11 protein-coding genes and 1 CRISPR repeat array (1 of these 12 only partly in view) are annotated in these 15,850 nt (G+C 67.1%); all 11 genes read right to left on the bottom strand.

Annotation, left to right across the window (positions count from 1 at the left end; genetic code table 11):
* Positions 1-555: a CRISPR direct-repeat array (repeat unit 36 nt; unit sequence GCCGCAGCGAATGCCGTTTCACGAATCGTCAGGCGG); it reaches 1,176 nt to the left of the window's first position.
* A 130-nt stretch (positions 556-685) separates the two neighbouring features.
* Entirely contained in the window at positions 686-1,525 is an 840-nt protein-coding gene (locus OPIT5_03605) for a Restriction endonuclease, type I, EcoRI, R subunit/Type III (GenBank protein AHF89493.1), read from the bottom strand.
* 310 nt (positions 1,526-1,835) lie between these two features.
* Positions 1,836-3,134: a cell division protein FtsZ gene (locus tag OPIT5_03600; protein ID AHF89492.1), complete on the bottom strand. Its 1,299-nt coding sequence runs from the start codon at positions 3,132-3,134 to the stop codon at positions 1,836-1,838.
* 224 nt (positions 3,135-3,358) lie between these two features.
* Positions 3,359-4,567 carry a cell division protein FtsA gene (locus OPIT5_03595; GenBank protein AHF89491.1) on the bottom strand — a complete coding sequence of 403 codons (1,209 nt, stop codon included), beginning with the start codon at positions 4,565-4,567 and terminating at the stop codon, positions 3,359-3,361.
* Between the two features lie 12 nt (positions 4,568-4,579).
* Positions 4,580-5,755, bottom strand: coding sequence for a cell division protein FtsQ (locus OPIT5_03590; protein AHF89490.1), 1,176 nt, complete (start codon positions 5,753-5,755; stop codon positions 4,580-4,582).
* Between the two features lie 132 nt (positions 5,756-5,887).
* Positions 5,888-7,048, bottom strand: a complete 1,161-nt coding sequence (locus tag OPIT5_03585) for a D-alanine--D-alanine ligase (protein AHF89489.1) — start codon at positions 7,046-7,048, stop codon at positions 5,888-5,890.
* A complete protein-coding gene (locus OPIT5_03580) occupies positions 7,045-9,432 on the bottom strand; it encodes a UDP-N-acetylenolpyruvoylglucosamine reductase (protein ID AHF89488.1) in 2,388 nt (795 codons plus the stop codon). Before OPIT5_03580 ends, OPIT5_03585 begins: the two co-directional genes overlap by 4 nt.
* Positions 9,429-10,646 carry a UDP-N-acetylglucosamine--N-acetylmuramyl-(pentapeptide) pyrophosphoryl-UDP N-acetylglucosamine transferase gene (locus tag OPIT5_03575; protein ID AHF89487.1) on the bottom strand — a complete coding sequence of 406 codons (1,218 nt, stop codon included), beginning with the start codon at positions 10,644-10,646 and terminating at the stop codon, positions 9,429-9,431. The genes OPIT5_03580 and OPIT5_03575 overlap by 4 nt, the downstream gene beginning before the upstream one ends.
* A complete protein-coding gene (locus tag OPIT5_03570; GenBank protein AHF89486.1) occupies positions 10,643-11,824 on the bottom strand; it encodes a cell cycle protein in 1,182 nt (393 codons plus the stop codon). The genes OPIT5_03575 and OPIT5_03570 overlap by 4 nt, the downstream gene beginning before the upstream one ends.
* Before the next feature lie 71 nt (positions 11,825-11,895).
* Positions 11,896-13,047 (bottom strand): peptidoglycan-binding protein, encoded by a 1,152-nt coding sequence (locus tag OPIT5_03565; protein ID AHF89485.1) that lies wholly within the window; start codon positions 13,045-13,047, stop codon positions 11,896-11,898.
* A 91-nt stretch (positions 13,048-13,138) separates the two neighbouring features.
* Positions 13,139-14,701 carry a UDP-N-acetylmuramoylalanine ligase gene (locus tag OPIT5_03560; GenBank protein AHF89484.1) on the bottom strand — a complete coding sequence of 521 codons (1,563 nt, stop codon included), beginning with the start codon at positions 14,699-14,701 and terminating at the stop codon, positions 13,139-13,141.
* Between the two features lies 1 nt (position 14,702).
* The gene (locus OPIT5_03555; GenBank protein AHF89483.1) at positions 14,703-15,824 is read right to left on the bottom strand and encodes a phospho-N-acetylmuramoyl-pentapeptide-transferase; all 1,122 of its coding nucleotides are present in this window, start codon (positions 15,822-15,824) and stop codon (positions 14,703-14,705) included.
* Between the last annotated feature and the right edge of the window lie 26 nt (positions 15,825-15,850).

Genomic DNA, 15,850 nt, shown 5'->3' with positions numbered 1-15,850 from the left:
ACCGATAACCGCATGGCCGGGCACGCCGCAGCGAATGCCGTTTCACGAATCGTCAGGCGGTATAACCGGGAAATGATAATCGCTTTTGTGGAGCGCCGCAGCGAATGCCGTTTCACGAATCGTCAGGCGGCCAGTACCCCGCATCATATTCGAATTGACTGAGAGCCGCAGCGAATGCCGTTTCACGAATCGTCAGGCGGAACAGGGAATCCCATACCTTTAATCAGACGTATATTGCCGCAGCGAATGCCGTTTCACGAATCGTCAGGCGGGGTTCGGGTCAAGCCATGCTCCAGGCGTTACATTGCCGCAGCGAATGCCGTTTCACGAATCGTCAGGCGGGTCTGACCCGCGCCAACACCACGACTCTTTTTCTTGCCGCAGCGAATGCCGTTTCACGAATCGTCAGGCGGTGTAGGAGCTACTATAACATTTCCAGAGACTATTGCCGCAGCGAATGCCGTTTCACGAATCGTCAGGCGGCAGTGGATGTTTTTCCATGAGGCGAAGAATTTCATCGCCGCAGTGAATGCCGTTTCACCATTGATGAAGAATGCGAGGTGAAAACAGAGAAATTGGGTCAACTCTATCACTCTTATTCAGCCATCGTTTCAAGAAAGGATACCTCGTATTGGATACAACACAGCTCGTTCGTTCTCTCTACCTCCCTCGACAATCTCAAGGACTATGGCGATGCCAGCGATGGAACAGCCGAGGCAGAAGGGGAAGGGGACTCTGGCGCAGATGCCGGGGAAGGTTGTGGCGCCGTAGTTGTTTTGGCCGCACGCAAGGCTCTGTTGGCAATGCGTGCGAGAGTCCGGGTGGCTTCGATGTGTTTGTCGCCTTCCAGTACATCACGTTTGATGACTTCCTGTTTCAGAACGGTCTCGATCTGGTCAACTTCGATGCGGACATCTGGCGAAACCCGTTTGAGTTCGCGGCGGATCGCACTGAGAACAGGTTCGGTCAGAAGGACGGCACCAATGTAAAACCTGCTCAGAGCCTGTCGTTGTTGGTAAAAATCATTCATGACCGACTTTAGCCAGCCCTCCTTGGTGATGAGGTAAAGCAAGCCCAACTGGTCTTCGCTTTTGGGACTCAGCTCCAGAAAATTGAATTCGCAGACCAGTTCCTGATCGATGGGTTTGGCAAAAATGACCCGATATATGCGCCATTGAATGCCATTGGTGAGAATAACCCACTCCACGCCCTGGTTGGCAGCATAGTCGACAGCCTGCTTGACGTGCTGATCTTTCAGGTCGATGCCCACCGCCTTGACTTCAACCAGAATCTGGAGCTTGGAATCCAGCTTGATGGCGAGGTCGCAGTAGGTGCCACGAATGGCAAACTCGCTGGTAACTTCAAAGTATTTATCGTAACCAAGGATTTCCGCGAAGACATCGTTGAGTATCACAACCGTGTCAGATTCGTTTACATCACGATTCTTGGCTGCAAGAAATACGGGTTGGAACTTCCTGATGCCGGCAGCAAGCCGGTCCGAGACTCGTTTGGGGATGGTAGGCATAAAGTTCTGGGTTAGAGAACCCAGAAGGGGATATGTTTACAAAAGAGGCAACTCTTTATATTTACGCAAATAATGGGCATTTGTTTTGGGGATCGTGACATTATCAATGTCACGAGGGATGTATATGGGTTGAAAAGAAAAGACCTCCCGCGATATGCGGAAGGTCTTTTGGCTGGATTGGGAAAGGGAAGGCGAGGGGGGGCCTGTCTGGTCTCCCTACCTGGCAGGAATGCTTGGTGCGACGGCGGGAAGTTGTTCTCCTTGCACACAGGACAATGTTTTCCTCCTGTATCCTGAAAAACGCTACCGGTTACAACACGATCTTGATGCCTTTGCGCAGGTAGGTGGGGATGTCGAGGTCCTGGCCTTCGAAGAGGTTGCGGTCGGTCTGCTCGAAGGTGCCACGGTTGGGCAGGTCCTCGAGAGGGAGTTCTTCCTGGGCGGCGCGCATTTCTTCCTGATAACGGCCGGTCGTTTCCGTGGCGGGAGTGGGGCGGGACGCGGGCTTGCGTGTGACCGGAGCAGGGACGGAGGGGAGTTCCAGGCCGATCTCGGTGTTGGTCGCAGGCGCAGGCGAACGGGCCGGTGTCGCGGCGGCAGTCGCGCGGGGACGGCGAGGGGTGTAGCCGCGGCTGCTGATGTCGGTCGTGCCGATGACAACGATGTCCACGCGGCCTTGCATGTCCTCGTCGATGACAGCGCCCATGATGATGTGCGAGTCGCGGCCGAATTGCTCGGTGACGGCAGTCATGATGTCGTTGACCTTGGGGAGCGTGAGGTCGGTACCGCCAACGATGTTGACCAGGAGCCGGTCGGCCTTGCGGGCGAAATCGGGGGTGGCGAGCAGGGGACAGAGTTTCAGCCCCTCGATGGCATCGACCACGGCCTGCTCGCCGGAACCGGAAGCGAGGCCGAAGAGCGTCTTGCCGCCGCGGGTGTGGAACGCCTGGCGGAGCGTCGCGAAATCGAGATTGATCAGGCCCGTGCGGTGAAGCATCGACCAGAGCGACTTGACGGCGCGGCCGATCCATTCGTCGGCGCGAGCGAAGGAGTCGAGCGCGGTTTCGCCTTCGGCGGCTTCCTGGAGGAGGATGTCGTTGGGAAGGGGAATGACGGCGTCGCAGACCTTGCGCAGGGCAATGAGGCCGTCCTCGGCCTGCTTGACGCGGCGGCCGCCTTCGAAGGTGAAGGGTTGCGTGACAAAGGCGATGACGAGAGCGCCGGCCTCGGAGGCAATTTCGGCGACGGTGGGCGCGGCGCCGCTGCCGGTGCCGCCGCCCATGCCGGCAACGAGAAAGACGAGGTCGCAATCCTTGACGGCGGCGGTGATCTTGTCGCGGTCGTGATCGGCGGCGGCGCTGCCGAGTTCGGGGTCGCCACCGGCGCCGAGCCCGCGGGTGATGGCAGAGCCGATGAGGATTTTTTCCTGGACGGGCGAGGCGGAGAGCGCCTGAAAATCGGTGTTGATGACGGCCATGTTGAGCCGTTCGAGGTTCTCCATTTTCAGGCGGTCCACACAGTTGGAGCCGGCGCCGCCGACGCCGACGACCTTGATCGCGACGGTGCGGTCGGAGAGGACGGTGTCATCGACCGGGAGGGGGAGGGGCAGGTCTTCGGGAGAGGATGCGTCGGACATGGCGGTGAAGATTACAATTTACGAATTTTTACACAAAGGGCGCAAAGGGCGCAAAGATCCGGGCCTCCGGAAACTTCGCGTTCTTCGTGATCTTTGTGCAGAATCAAAAACATCAGGGACACGGGTATGAAAAGATGTGGTCGTCAGATTGTGGATACGAAGTGAGTGGAAAATCGTAACGGGTACTTCGAACATCCTCACACGGAGATGAGTTTCTTGATGAAGCTGCCGAGGCCGGGGCGCTGGCGGCGCGAGCGGGCTTCTTCGGTGAGGCTCTGGCCGCCGTAGCTGAGGAGGCCGAGGACGGTGGCGAAACGCGGATGGCGGAGGTTTTCGTTGACCCAGCCGGGCAGTTCGCAAAGGCGGGCGTTGACGCCGAAGACGCGGGCGGCGGCTTCCTCGGTGGCAGGCATCTGCGAGGCGCCTCCGGCGAGCACGATGCCGGCGGGGAGATTCCCGGGGGCGCAGGCCTCGCCGATCTTTTTCTTCACGACCTCGAAGAGTTCCCACATGCGCGCCGAGGTGATCTGTTCGATGGTCTGGCGGGGAAAGGCGCGGTCGCCGATGCCGAAGTCACCGTTGAGCCAGACCTTGTCGGAACGGTCGCGGGCGGCGACCATGCTGCGGCCGTAGAGGTGTTTCAGCTTGTCGGCCTGGCCTTCGGTGACGCGCAGGCCGAGCGAAAGGTCGTTGGTGACGTGGGAACCGCCGACGGCGACGACACCGGCGGTGTGGGCGCAGCCGTGGCGATAGAGGATGTAGTCGGTGGCGCCGGCGCCGATGTCGATGACGAGGACGCCGTTTTGCCGGTCCTCGGCGGAGGTGAGCACGGTGCCGGACGCCAGGCCGGAGAGGATGAGCTGGGTGACGGGCAGGTTGAAGCCCTTGATGATGTGGATGTGGTCGGCGATCTTGCGCTCGTCGCCGTGGACCGTCCAGTACTGCGCTTCGAGGCGCTGGCCGCTGAGGTGCTCGGGGTCGGGCGTGAGGCGCCCGTCGAGGCGGAAGGGGCCGGGGAGATGATGGACAACGACGCGGCCTTCGGGGAGTTTCCGGCCCTTGGCGAGGCCGCAGACGGTGTCGATATCGATCTGGCTGACCATGTTGTCGGCGGCGCTGACGTTGATGGTCGCCTCGTTGCAGAAGCCGTCGAGGTGGCTGCCGGTCTGGGCGAGGAAGACTTCGTCGATGTGGACGCGGGCGTTTCTCTCGGCGTCGGAGATGGCGCGGTGGACGGCATCGCTGGCCCGGCGGAAGTCAACCGCGGCGCCTTTGATGATGCCGGACGAGGAGGCCTCGCCAAACCCGATGATGTGGAGGGCGCGGCCGGCGGTGACTTCGCCGATGAGAACGGTGACCTGGGAGGTGCCGATTTCAACGGCTCCGACAAATCTGGATCTGGACATGGCAGGAGAAGGCTAGATGTGGAAGGCGATGCGGGGGAGGACGGATGTCTGCGTTTGCGGCTGGGCGCCGGGGCGGGTCGGCGGGAGCAGCCGGCCGGCCGGCGCCTGCGGCTGCGGCTGTTGCTGCGGCGGCGGCGTGTGCGCCGGGGTCCCGGCTTCGGCGGGCGGAGCCGGGATGACGATCTGGCGCAGGGCGGGTTCCGGTTGCGGTTGCGGGGCCGCCGCCGGTTGCTGGCGCGCGACGGCCCGGCGTGGCGCGGGTGCGGCCGGGGCGGGTGCGGGGGGAGCCTGGAAGCGGATCGGAACCTGGCGGCCGAGAGCGAGGTTGACGGACTGGAGCGGGCGGGCGTCGGGAGCCTGGCGGGCCTGTTCGAGGATGTAGTCGAGCCGGGCGAGCTGGCGGAAAAAATCGTCGGAGGTGCCGAAGAGGAATTGCTCTCCGCGGGTGGTGTTGACGATGAGGATGCCGTCATCGGCATAGCGGACGAGGGAGACGATGCTGAACTCGGGGGCGAGGGCGGGCGTCCAGGTGCGGGTGTCCTCGAGGAGCCGGGCAACGCTGTCGATGCCGGCGACGGGCGCGAACGTTTCGCCGGAGAGCCGGCGCAGGCCGACGCCGTCGAGCCAGGGGAGCGAACTGATCAGGGCGGGATCGTAGTTGATGCCGCGGTACACGGTGCCGTCCTGCGAGACGACGGCATGGAGGGGCTGCCCGCTCTCGTCCTGCACGAGGATGCGGATGACGGGGGTGCGCTCGTCGAGCGTGACGGCGAGGGTGTCGGGAAACTGGCGGGTGAGGATGGCGTTGCGCACCTGCCCGTTGGCGAGGAGGCGGGCCTTGAGGGCTTCGAGATCCAGGCCCATGAGCGTGGAGCCGGGGCGGATGGCGAGCGTCTCGACGAGCCAATCCCGGGTGAGGACGCCGTTGGTGTGCTGGAGGGCGATGGTGCGCAGGGGGCTGGATTGCGTGGGATCGGCGAGGCGGCGGGGATCGTGACGCCAGGTCATGTAAATCTCGATACCGGCCCAGATGGTGGTGCCGATGAGGGCGGAGACGAGGATGAGCTTGCACATCGAGAACGCGGCGCGGCGGCGGCCGGCGGCGGACATGGCGCGCGGCGCGATTTCCTGGGGGATCTCGGTCCAGGAGCGGGCGGGCGGCGGAATGCTGAGATGAGCGTGACTCACGGAAAATGCGGACTGCGGAGTGCGGAGTGGCGCGGACGAGCGCGGTTGTGGTGATTTTGTAGATACTGCGGTGGCGAGTGATGCGCGGATTGGTTGGAAATCGAAAATCGGGAATCGAAAATCGAAAATGTTTCAGGGCGCGAAGCGCCGGATGGCCGGGCGGACGAGTTCGCGGACCAGCGCGGTGAAATCAAGCCCCGCGCAGCGCGCGCTCATCGGCAGGAGACTGGTTTCCTTCATGCCGGGGAGAGTGTTGATTTCGAGCAAATAAAGGGGGTTATTAACATTTTGCTCACCGGGGGAGACGCTTCGCGCCGGTTCAGGGTTCAGGGTTTCCGGTTCAGGGTTGTTGGCAGGTGCGGCGTTGCCCGAACCCTGAACCCTGAACCCTGAACCCTGAACGTCCGCCGCGTCGGCGTCGTCGTCGGGTTCGCAGAGGATGAAGTCGATGCGGGCGTAGTCGCGGCAGCCGCACGCCGCAAAGGCGCTTTCGGCGGCGGCGCGAACGAGCGCGGTCGTGGCTTCGGGAAGCGGCGCGGGGGCGAGGTACTCGGTGCGGCCTTTTGTATATTTGCTGGTGTAGTCATAGACGCCGGAGCGGGGGCGGATTTCGACGACGCCGAGGGCGCGGCCGTTGAGGACGCCGATGGAAAGTTCGCGGCCGACGAGGCGAGGCTCGGCGAGCCAGGCGGAGGCGGCGAGGTGGCGCGGGGCACCGCCGGCGGGCGGAGCGCCGGCGCCATGTTCCGGAAACGGGCGGGACGCCCGCGCCACCTGGGCGAGGGCGGCGGCGATTTCGGCTTCGGTGTCGGCGAGGTGGAGGCCGACGCTGCTGCCTTCGGCGTTGGGCTTGATGACGACGCGGGGGCCGAGAGCGGCGACGAGGTCGGCGGCGGACGGGAGGGCGCCGGCGGTGAAGACGACTTCGGGGGCGACCTGGACGCCGGCACGGGCGGCGGCGGCTTTGGTGGCCGACTTGTCCATGGTCAGCGCGCTGGAGGCGGCGTCGCAACCGGCATAGGTGATGCCGGCGGCGTCGAGAAGGCGCTGCATCCGGCCGTCTTCACCAAAGGTGCCGTGAAGGGTGGAGAACACGATGTCGCGCGCCGGGTCGAGGCCGGGCGGGAGGGCGTCGGCGGAGACTTCGACGAGGCGGGTGGGGAAGGTGTTGGCGAGGGCGAGCGCGCAGGCGCGGCCGGAGCCGAGCGAGACTTCGCGCTCGGAAGAGGTGCCGCCGGCGAGGACGACGACCCGAAAGGAGGAATGCGGAGTGCGGATTGCGGAAGGAGTCACGGAGAGAAAGAGGCGGGCGGGAGGTCGGCGACGCGGTCGAGGACGGTTGCCCAGTCCTGGCCGTAGAGGATGGCTTCGGGTTCGAGCGTGGTGCCGGTGGCGGCGTGGACGCGGGCGCGGACTTCACGGACCAGGGCGATGACGTCGTCGGCGGTCGCCTGGCCGTGATTGACGATGAAGTTGGCATGGACGGGCGAGACTTCGGCGCCGCCGATGCGCAGGCCCTTGAGTCCGGTGGCGTCGATGAGACGGCCGGCGGAGTCGCCCTCGGGGTTTTTGAAGATGCAACCGGCGCTGGGTTCGCGAGGCTGGGTTTTTTTGCGTTTGTCGCGGTAGGCGTCCACCTGGCGGGCGACGTCGTCGGAGTGATCGGCGAGGGCGGCGGGGCGGAGGATGGCGCCGAGGGCGATGGCGTTTTCCAGCTCGGCGCAATGGCGGTAGCCGGTATGGAGCTGGTCGCGGCGGAGGGTGAGGAGGTCGCCGGCGAGCGTGAGCAGGTCGACGGATTCGACGATGTCGAAAATCCAGCCGCCCATGGCGCCGGCGTTCATGCGAAGGGCGCCGCCGATGTTGCCGGGGATGCCTTCGAGAAATTCGAAGCCGTGCAGGCCGGCGGTGACGGCTTTGCCGCAGAGTTCTTTCAGGCGCAGGCCGGCGCCGACGCGGAGGGTGCCGTCGGGGAGCGCTTCGAAGGTGGACCAGGACGGATGGCGGAGGCTGAGGACGAGGGCGTCGACGCCTTCGTCGGGCACGATGAGGTTGGAGCCGCGTCCGAGCATGAGCAGCGGGATGCCGGCCGCGGCGGCGGCGCGGACGAGGGCGGCGAGATCGTCGCGGGTGGCGGGCTCCGCATAGAGCCGGGCGGAGCCGCCGACGCCGAGGGTGGTCTTGCGGGCGAGCGGTTCTTCGCGGCGGAGGAGCGTCGCGGTGTCGGGAGGAAGGACGGCGCGGAGGGTGTCGGCGGCGGCGCTCCAGCGCGCGCGGTCGACGAGCCAGCGGCGGGCGGTGGCATCGATGTTGCCGGCGCCGATGAAGGCGACGAGAGCGGGAGTCGGGAAGAGCGGAAGCGCGAGCGAGGAGGCGCGGTGGCAGGTGGCTTCGGGCAGGAGGGCGGCGAGGTCCGCGGTGGCGCCGCCGGGGAGCGGGGATTCGCCGGCGCCGTAAACGTCGAGAAGATGGATTTCGTCGGCGAGGCGAAGGGCATCGGCAAACTCGCGCAGGAACTGGCGCGTGCGGCTGTACCGGTGGGGCTGGAAGACGGCGACGAGGCGGGCGGGGGGGGTGGAGGCTGCGGCGCGCTCGCGGAGGCTGGCGAGGAGGGCGCGGATCTCGGCGGGATGATGGGCGTAGTCTTCGATGACGGTCAGCTCGTCGGCCGCGAGGAGGACGGTCTGGCGGCGGCGGACGCCGGGGAAGGCCGCGAGGAGATCGGGCGTCGGGGCGGGGACGCCCATGCATACGGCGGCGGCGAGGGCAGCGGCGGCATTCCGGCGATTGAAGGCACCGGCGATGCGGTCGGGGAAGGACGCGGCGTCGGGAGGCGCAGGGAGGTCGCGGATGACGCGGCCGGTCGTACGGGCGAAGAGTCGGTCGAAGGCGGCTTCGAGATCGGCGCGGGTGCGGTAATGGTCGGGGTGATCCCAGTCGATATTGGTGACGACGGTGATTTCGGGGGAAAAGTTTTCGATGGTGCCGTCGCTTTCGTCGATCTCCGCGACAAGCCACGCTGCCGCCGGCAGCGGCGGCGGGAGTTCAGGGTTCAGGGTTTCGGGTCCGGAGTTGTCGGCGGGCGTGGCGTTGCCGGAATCCTGAACTCCGGATTCTGAACTCTGGACCCTGAACTCCAAACCCTGAACTGCGGCGGCGGCCGCCGCCGGCGGCGTGTCGTCGGCGAAGAGCCCGCCGAGGATGTAGTCGGCCGGGAAGCCGGCGGCGCGGAGGAGGCTGACGAGCATCGCCGTGGTGGTGGTTTTCCCGTGGGAACCGCAGACGGCGACGAGGCGGCGGGTGCGGGCGAGGGCGGCGAGGAGTTCGCCGCGGCGGATAACGGGGAGATTGCGCGCGCGGGCGGCCTGGAGCAACGGGTGCGCGGGGGCGATGGCGCTGGAGATGACGAGGAGTTGTACGTCGTCGGGGAGGCCGTCGGCAAATGGCGGGCGGGACGCCCGCGCCACGCCGGAGGCGGGCGAGACGCCCGCGCCACAGAGGGTGATGCCGGCGCGTTCGAGGTGGGCGCGCATGGCGTCGGTCAGGTGATCGTCGCTGCCGGAGACGCGGTGGCCGAGGGCGGCCAGGTAGATGGCGAGCGGGCCGAGGCCCATGCCGCCGATGCCGACGGCGTGAATGCGGGAAGGCAGGCGGGTGGTGGCGGACGCGGTGTTCATCGGCGGGCGAGGGTTTCGAGGTCGGCGATGATCTGGTCGAGCGGACGGGCGCGGTCGAGCCGGCGCAGGGCGTCGGCGAGCGCGGCGCGGCGGGCGTCGTCGGCGAGGAGCGATTCGGCTGCGGGCAGCAAGTCGGCGGCGAGGCGCTCTTGCGGGATGACGAGAGCGGCCTCGTGCCCGGCGAGCCAGGCGGCGTTGGCGGCCTGGTGGTTGTCCGCCGCGTGCGGATACGGGACGAGGATCGACGGGGTGGCGCAGCGGATGAATTCGGCGAGGGTGCCGGCCCCGGCCCGCGCGATCACCAGATCGGCGGCGGAGAGAAGGGCGGCGACGTTGTCGCAGAAAGGGACGTAGCGCGCTTCGGGCGCACTGCCATTCGGGATTCCGGATCCGGAATCCGGGAGGGAGGCCGGCCCGCCGGTTTCCTTGCCGGGGCCGGTGACGCAGTAGAGCCCGGTGTCGAGGCGGGCGAGGTCGGGGGCATGGCGGCGGGCCCAGTCGTTGAGCGCGGAGGCGCCCTGGCTGCCGCCGAAGATGGCGAGGAGCTTGGCCGGCGCGTGCGGATCGAGCCCGAGGGCGGCGCGGGCTTCGGCGCGGGGGAGCGGCGCAATCTCGGCGCGGACGGGGAGGCCGGCTTCGCGCTGTTTGCCTGGCCGGACGGAGGGAATGCGGATGCCGGGCGGCAGGTAGATGCGCTGGGCGAGGCGGGCGAGGAGGCGGACGGCCCGGCCCGGCACGCGGTTGGATTCGTGCAGCGCCACGGGTACGCGGAAGAGGCGGGCGGCGACAATGACGCTGGCGGTGGTGAACCCGCCGAAGCCCACGACGATCGCCGGCCGGTGGCGGCGGACGAGGCGCAGCCCGGCGAGGAAGGCGCGGGTCTGCGAGGCGGCGAAGCGCAGGAACGGCACGGGCGAGAACGAGAGCGGCGCGCCGGGGATTTTTTCGAACGCGAGGCGCGGGTACTTGGCGAGCAGGCGGGCGTCGATCTGCTTGTGGCTGACGAGCAGGAGCGGGCGGTGGCCGCGCGCGATGAGCCCTTCGGCGAGCGCGATGCCGGGCGTGAGGTGTCCGCCGGTGCCGCCGCAGAGGATGAGAAAGGTGAGGGGGGGGGGGCCGGAACACGGGCTGGAAGCCCGTGCCACGCCGGACGGAGAGGCAACGCTCACGGGCTGGAAGCCCGTGCCACTCCGCATTCCGCATTCCGCATTCATCGGATGTCCTCCCAGGAGGTGGCGCGATCGTCGAGAGTGGCCCGCGACCAGGTGCGCTGCGTGTTGACGATGATGCCGATGAGGATGCCCATGAGCAGCAGGTTGGACATGCCCGCGCTGATGAAGGGCAGCGACATGCCCTTGGTCGGAAAAATCCCCGTGACGACGCCGAGGTTGATGATCGCCTGCAGGCCGATGAGGAGCACGGCGCCGGTGACGAGCAGGTACTGGAACAGGTTGGGCGCGCGGCGGAGGTGGGTGAAGCCCGCGATGCACATGACGAGAAACACCCCCACGATGCCGAGCGTGAACCAGAGCCCGAGCTCCTCGCCGATGACGGCGAAAATGAAATCGGTATGGGCCTCGGGCAGGAAGTTCATCTGCTGGCGTCCCTGGCCGAGCCCGGCGCCCCCCGTGCCGCCGGCGGCGAAGGCGAGGAGCGACTGGTAGAGCTGGTAGGTGCCGGCCTGCTTGTTGGCCTCGACGTCGAGAAACGCGGTGAAACGCGCGAGGCGGTTGGGCATCAGGTACACCAGCGCGCCGAGCCCGCCGAGGCCCGCGAGGAAGGCCGGCGCGAGATAGATGAGCCGGGCTCCGGCGAGAAACAGCAGGGTGAACCCGACGACCCCGGTGAGCGCGGCCGTGCCGAGATCGGGCTCCTTGGCAATCAGCGCGGCGAAGAGGCCGATGATGCCGACAGGAACGAGAAAGCCGCACCTGAACTCGCGGATGCGCGACTGGTTGATCGCCAGGTAGTGGGCGAGGCAGAATACCATCGCGATCTTGCCGATTTCCGAAACCTGGAAACGCGCCGAGCCGATGCCCAGCCAGCGGCGGCTGCCGTTGACCGTGACGCCGATGCCGGGCACGAGGACGAGCACGAGGAGCAGCAGGGCGGCGCCGCCGATCCACCAGGCATAGCGGCGGAAAAACTCGATGTTGAGCCGGCTGACGACCAGCGCCGCGCACGTGGCGAGGCCGAGGCCGATGAGCTGCTTGGTGAGATAATACCAGGGGCCGACCTTGTAGGAGACGCTGGCGCTGAACAGGATGGTGAGCCCGAGCGAGGCGAGCCCCGCGGCGCACACCACCATGACGCCGGCCGGAGTGCGCACGAAGTGCTGGCCGCGGGCGGGCGGAGCGGAAGCGTGTCGGGTGGCGGCTGCAGCGCGGGCCATGTGGCGGGAAAGGACGGGAGCGGATGGCGCCGGGCTGAAGGAGCGGCTCCGTCGCCGGCGTCGATCGTGCCTCAGTTTTCCTCGGCGGGGACGATGGGCGTGAGCTGGGCGGGAGGCGGGCTGGCGGTGCCGGGATTGAAGAGCGGATCGTCGGGGGCGAGCGTCCCGGGTTCGGCCGGCGTGAACGACGAGCCGGCGGAGGGCGTGAGCGGCACGGGAGCAGGCGTCGAGGGCGCATACTCGACGGGATCGGGATTGAAGCTGGCGGAGTTCGACGCCGGAGCGGGCGCGGCGGTGGCGGCGGCGCTGGCGGCCGGAGCAGGCGCGGCCGCGCCGGGGATTTTCAGCTCCTGGCCGACCCGCAGTTTTTTCGGATCGGTGATGTTGTTGGCGGCGGCGATGGCGCCGACCTTGACGCCGTGCTGTTTGGCGATGGCCCCGAGGGTGTCGCCGGATTTCACGGTGTAGGTGAGGGTGGCGGCGGAACCGCCGGAGGGAGCGAAACTCGCGCTGCTCTCGGCCACCGGCGTGGTCGTGGCAGGCGGGATAGTGAGGACCTGGCCGACACGCAGGTTGTCGCCGCGCAGGTTGTTGGCCGAGCGGAGGGCGGCGAGCTTCACGCCATGTTTGCGGGCGATGGCGCCGAGGGTGTCGCCGGAAACGACGGTGTAGGACATGCTGCCAGTCGGGGAATCGGCGGAGGGAGCCGCGGTGGAGGCGACCGGGACGACGAGTTTCTGGCCGATGCGGAGCGTGGCGTTGCCGGAGATGTTGTTGGCGGCGGCCAGTTCCGTGGTCTTGATGCCGTGCTTGCGGGCGATGGTCCAGAGGCTGTCGCCTTTCTGCACTTCATAGCTGGTGGTGGCGGCGACAGGAGCGAGGGGGACGGGAGACGTATCGACCGGCGTAAGACCGGCGGGCGCGGGATCGGACAACGGCGCCGGGGTGAGCTCTCCGTAGTTGTGATCGACGGGCGTGAGGGCAGTGCTGGCCGGCGCGGTGTTGCCGCCCGGGCGGGTGGGCGAGAAGCGCACGGGGGCGCTGGCAGGGCTGGCGCCTTGCGGTGCGTCGGAGCCGGGCGCGCCGGCCACGGACGGATCGGCGGGATCGGAAGCGGAGGCTTTGCTCTTGCTGCCGGAGCTGCAGCCGGGGAGGGCGATGGCGAAGAGGCCGACAACGAGGTGGATGGCGACGACGGCGCCGAATATGTGCATCATTTTCATTGGCGTGGGCGGGTTATGAATCGGTTGGTTGCGTTTTGTTGCGGGTTGGGACGGGTGACGGTGAAGGGTGCGGAGGAGGCGCGAGTGGTGGTCAGGATGTGGCTGAAGTTGTTCCGAGTTTATCCACAAACTGGCGAAAGCGAAGCCCGCGGTCGGCATATCCGCGAAACTGGTCGAAGCTGGCGAAGCCGGGGCTGAGCAGGACGTGGTCGCCGGGGGCGGCGAGGCGGGCGGCATCGGTGACGGCGCGCTCGAGGGTGGCGCTGACGGTGTGGGCGAGGCCGGCCTCGCGGGCGGCGGCGGCGAGGACGGGCGCGGTTTCGCCAATGAGGAGGGCATGGCGGACGCGCGGGGCGATGCGGCGGACGAAGGCGGGAATGTCGCCGCCCTTGGGTTTGCCGCCGAGGATGAGGATGACGGGGGCGGTGAAGGAGCGGAGCGCAGCCTCGGTCGCGTGGAAGTTGGTGGCCTTGGAATCGTTCCACCAGGAAACCGGCGCAGCCGCCGCCTGCGGCGGCTGCGGTTCAATGTTTGGAGTTTCGGGTCTGGAGTTGTCGGCAGGCGCGGCATTGCCGGAACCTGAACTCGGAACTCCAGACCCTGAACCCTGAACTGCCGTCGCAGGCGGCTGCGGCGTGGTGGTGGCGATTTTCTGGAGGCGGTGGTCGGCGAGGGTGAAGGTGCGGGCGGCGGCGTAGAGCGCGCCTTCGCGGTGGCCGGCGCCGCGCCACCAAGCGGAGGCGAGCAGGAAGTTTTCGCGCTGCGGATAGTCGGCGAAGGGCGTGCCGCGCAGGAGGATGTCGCCGGGCTGGTCTTCGGTGGCGACGCGGGCGTCGGCGGGGAGCGTCTGGCCGAGGCGGTCGGCCCAGGCCTGCACGCTGGTGCCGGCGTAGACATGGCCGCCGATGGTGCGTTCGAAGAGGCGCCATTTGGCGTGGAAATACTCTTCGATGGTCGGGTGGCGTTCGAGGTGGTCTTCGGCGAAATTGGTCCAGAGAGCGGCGTCGGCGCGGAAGTGGCGCATGGTTTCGGCCTGGAAGGAGCTGACTTCGCACACGGCGACGGAGTCGGGCCCGCCGCCGCCGCGTTCGGCGACGAGGTGGGCGAGAGGCATGCCGATGTTGCCGGCGGCGGTGGCGTCGAGGCCGACGCTGCGCAGGGCGTGGGTGAGAAATTCGGTGAGGGTGGTCTTGCCGTTGGTGCCGGTGATGGCGACGAGGGGGCCGCGCCAGAAGAGGGAGGCGAAATCGAGTTCGCCGAGGCAGGTGCAGCCGGCGGCGCGGGCGGCGGCGAGCCAGGGGTGGCCGGGCGGGAAGCCGGGCGAGAAGATGACGAGCCGGTGAGCGGCGGCGGCTTCGCTGTCGAAGAGGACTGCGGAGGGAGCGGCGGCATTCCTGCCGCTGCGACGGCGCGAAGCGTCGCCGGGTTCGGGAAATCCGGAGGGGGGGGCGGCAAGGGGCGAGGCGCGTTGCGCCTCGTCGCAGCGGCAGGAATGCCGCCGCTCCGGGAATACGGCGCGCTCGTCGAAAACGGTGAAGGTGGCGCCGAGGGTGGTGAACAGATCGCAAACGGCGCGGCCGCTCACGCCGGCGCCGAGGATGGCGACCGGTTGCGCGAGGAGCGGGTGCAGGAAAGGCGGGATGCGGGTTTGCATGTCAGCGGAGCTTGAGCGTGCCCAGGCCGGCGAGGGCGCACATCAGCGAAAGTATCCAGAAACGGAGGACGACCTTGGTTTCCGGCCAGCCCTTTTTCTGGAAGTGATGATGAATGGGCGCCATCAGAAAATAGCGCCGCCCGGTGCCGGTGGTGCGGCGGGTGTATTTGAAATAACCGACCTGGATGATGACCGAGAGGGCTTCGGCGACAAAAACGCCGCCGACGATGATGAGGGTGAACGGCTGCTGGACCATGAAGGCGATGACACCGATGAGGCCGCCGAGCGCGAGCGAGCCGGTGTCGCCCATGAATACCTCCGCCGGATGCGAGTTGAACCAGAGAAACGCCATGCCGGCGCCGACAAGCGCGCCGCAGATGACGGCGAGTTCGCCGGTGCCGGGCACCCAGTTGATGAGCAGGTACTGCGCGATCCGGGCGTTGCCGGCGGCGTAGGCCATGATGCCGTAAACGAGCGCGACGGAGATCGTGCAGCCGATGGCGAGGCCGTCGAGGCCATCGGTGAGGTTGATGGCGTTGCTGAAGCCGACGATCCAGAAAAAGACCATGACGAAGAGCCCCCCGAGGCCGAGAATGCCGGCGAAGCGGTAAACGGGTTTTTCGACGAACGGCACGCACAATTCGCGGATGCGCGCGGCGCTGTCGGGATGCCAGAGGAGCACGGCGAGGGCGACGAGGGTGGTGACGGTTTGCCAGAGGATTTTTTCGCGGGAGGAAATGCCGTCGCGGTTCTTGCGGACGGCTTTCAGGTAGTCGTCACGAAAGCCGACGGCGGTGAGCGCGGCGTAGACGAAGAGCGCGGTGAGAACCCAGACATTGGGCGTGGCCCAGAGGAGGGCGCTGGCAAGGACGGACAGGAAAATGAGCAGTCCGCCCATGGTGGGCGTGTTTTTCTTGTCGAAGCGGGCGGCGAGGTCGCCGGTGCGGTCGTCGTCGTAGTGCTGCCCGAATTTGAGAACGCGGAGTTTTTTTATCAGCCAGGGGCCGATGATGAAGCCGATCACCGTCGCCGTGCCCGCCGCCATCAAGGTGCGGAAGGAGATGTAGCGCAGGAGGCGGAGCGGGCCGAAATGGTCTTCGAAATTGGCGAGATAGCTGAGCATCGGGCGGCGGTGGAAGGCGACGGGAG

Source organism: Opitutaceae bacterium TAV5 (assembly GCA_000242935.3).
In the GTDB taxonomy this organism is placed as follows: Bacteria; Verrucomicrobiota; Verrucomicrobiia; order Opitutales; family Opitutaceae; genus Geminisphaera.
This window is presented reverse-complemented; position numbering and strand designations above follow the sequence as displayed.

Excerpts from the sequence above, each read along its gene's own strand:
- OPIT5_03565 (AHF89485.1), bottom strand. The coding sequence starts at position 13,047 with ATGAAAATGATGCACATATTCGGCGCCGTCGTCGCCATCCACCTCGTT.
- OPIT5_03560 (AHF89484.1), bottom strand. The coding sequence starts at position 14,701 with ATGCAAACCCGCATCCCGCCTTTCCTGCACCCGCTCCTCGCGCAACCG.
- OPIT5_03595 (AHF89491.1), bottom strand. The coding sequence starts at position 4,567 with ATGTCCAGATCCAGATTTGTCGGAGCCGTTGAAATCGGCACCTCCCAG.
- OPIT5_03570 (AHF89486.1), bottom strand. The coding sequence starts at position 11,824 with ATGGCCCGCGCTGCAGCCGCCACCCGACACGCTTCCGCTCCGCCCGCC.
- OPIT5_03575 (AHF89487.1), bottom strand. The coding sequence starts at position 10,646 with ATGAATGCGGAATGCGGAATGCGGAGTGGCACGGGCTTCCAGCCCGTG.
- OPIT5_03555 (AHF89483.1), bottom strand. The coding sequence starts at position 15,824 with ATGCTCAGCTATCTCGCCAATTTCGAAGACCATTTCGGCCCGCTCCGC.
- OPIT5_03580 (AHF89488.1), bottom strand. The coding sequence starts at position 9,432 with ATGAACACCGCGTCCGCCACCACCCGCCTGCCTTCCCGCATTCACGCC.
- OPIT5_03605 (AHF89493.1), bottom strand. The coding sequence starts at position 1,525 with ATGCCTACCATCCCCAAACGAGTCTCGGACCGGCTTGCTGCCGGCATC.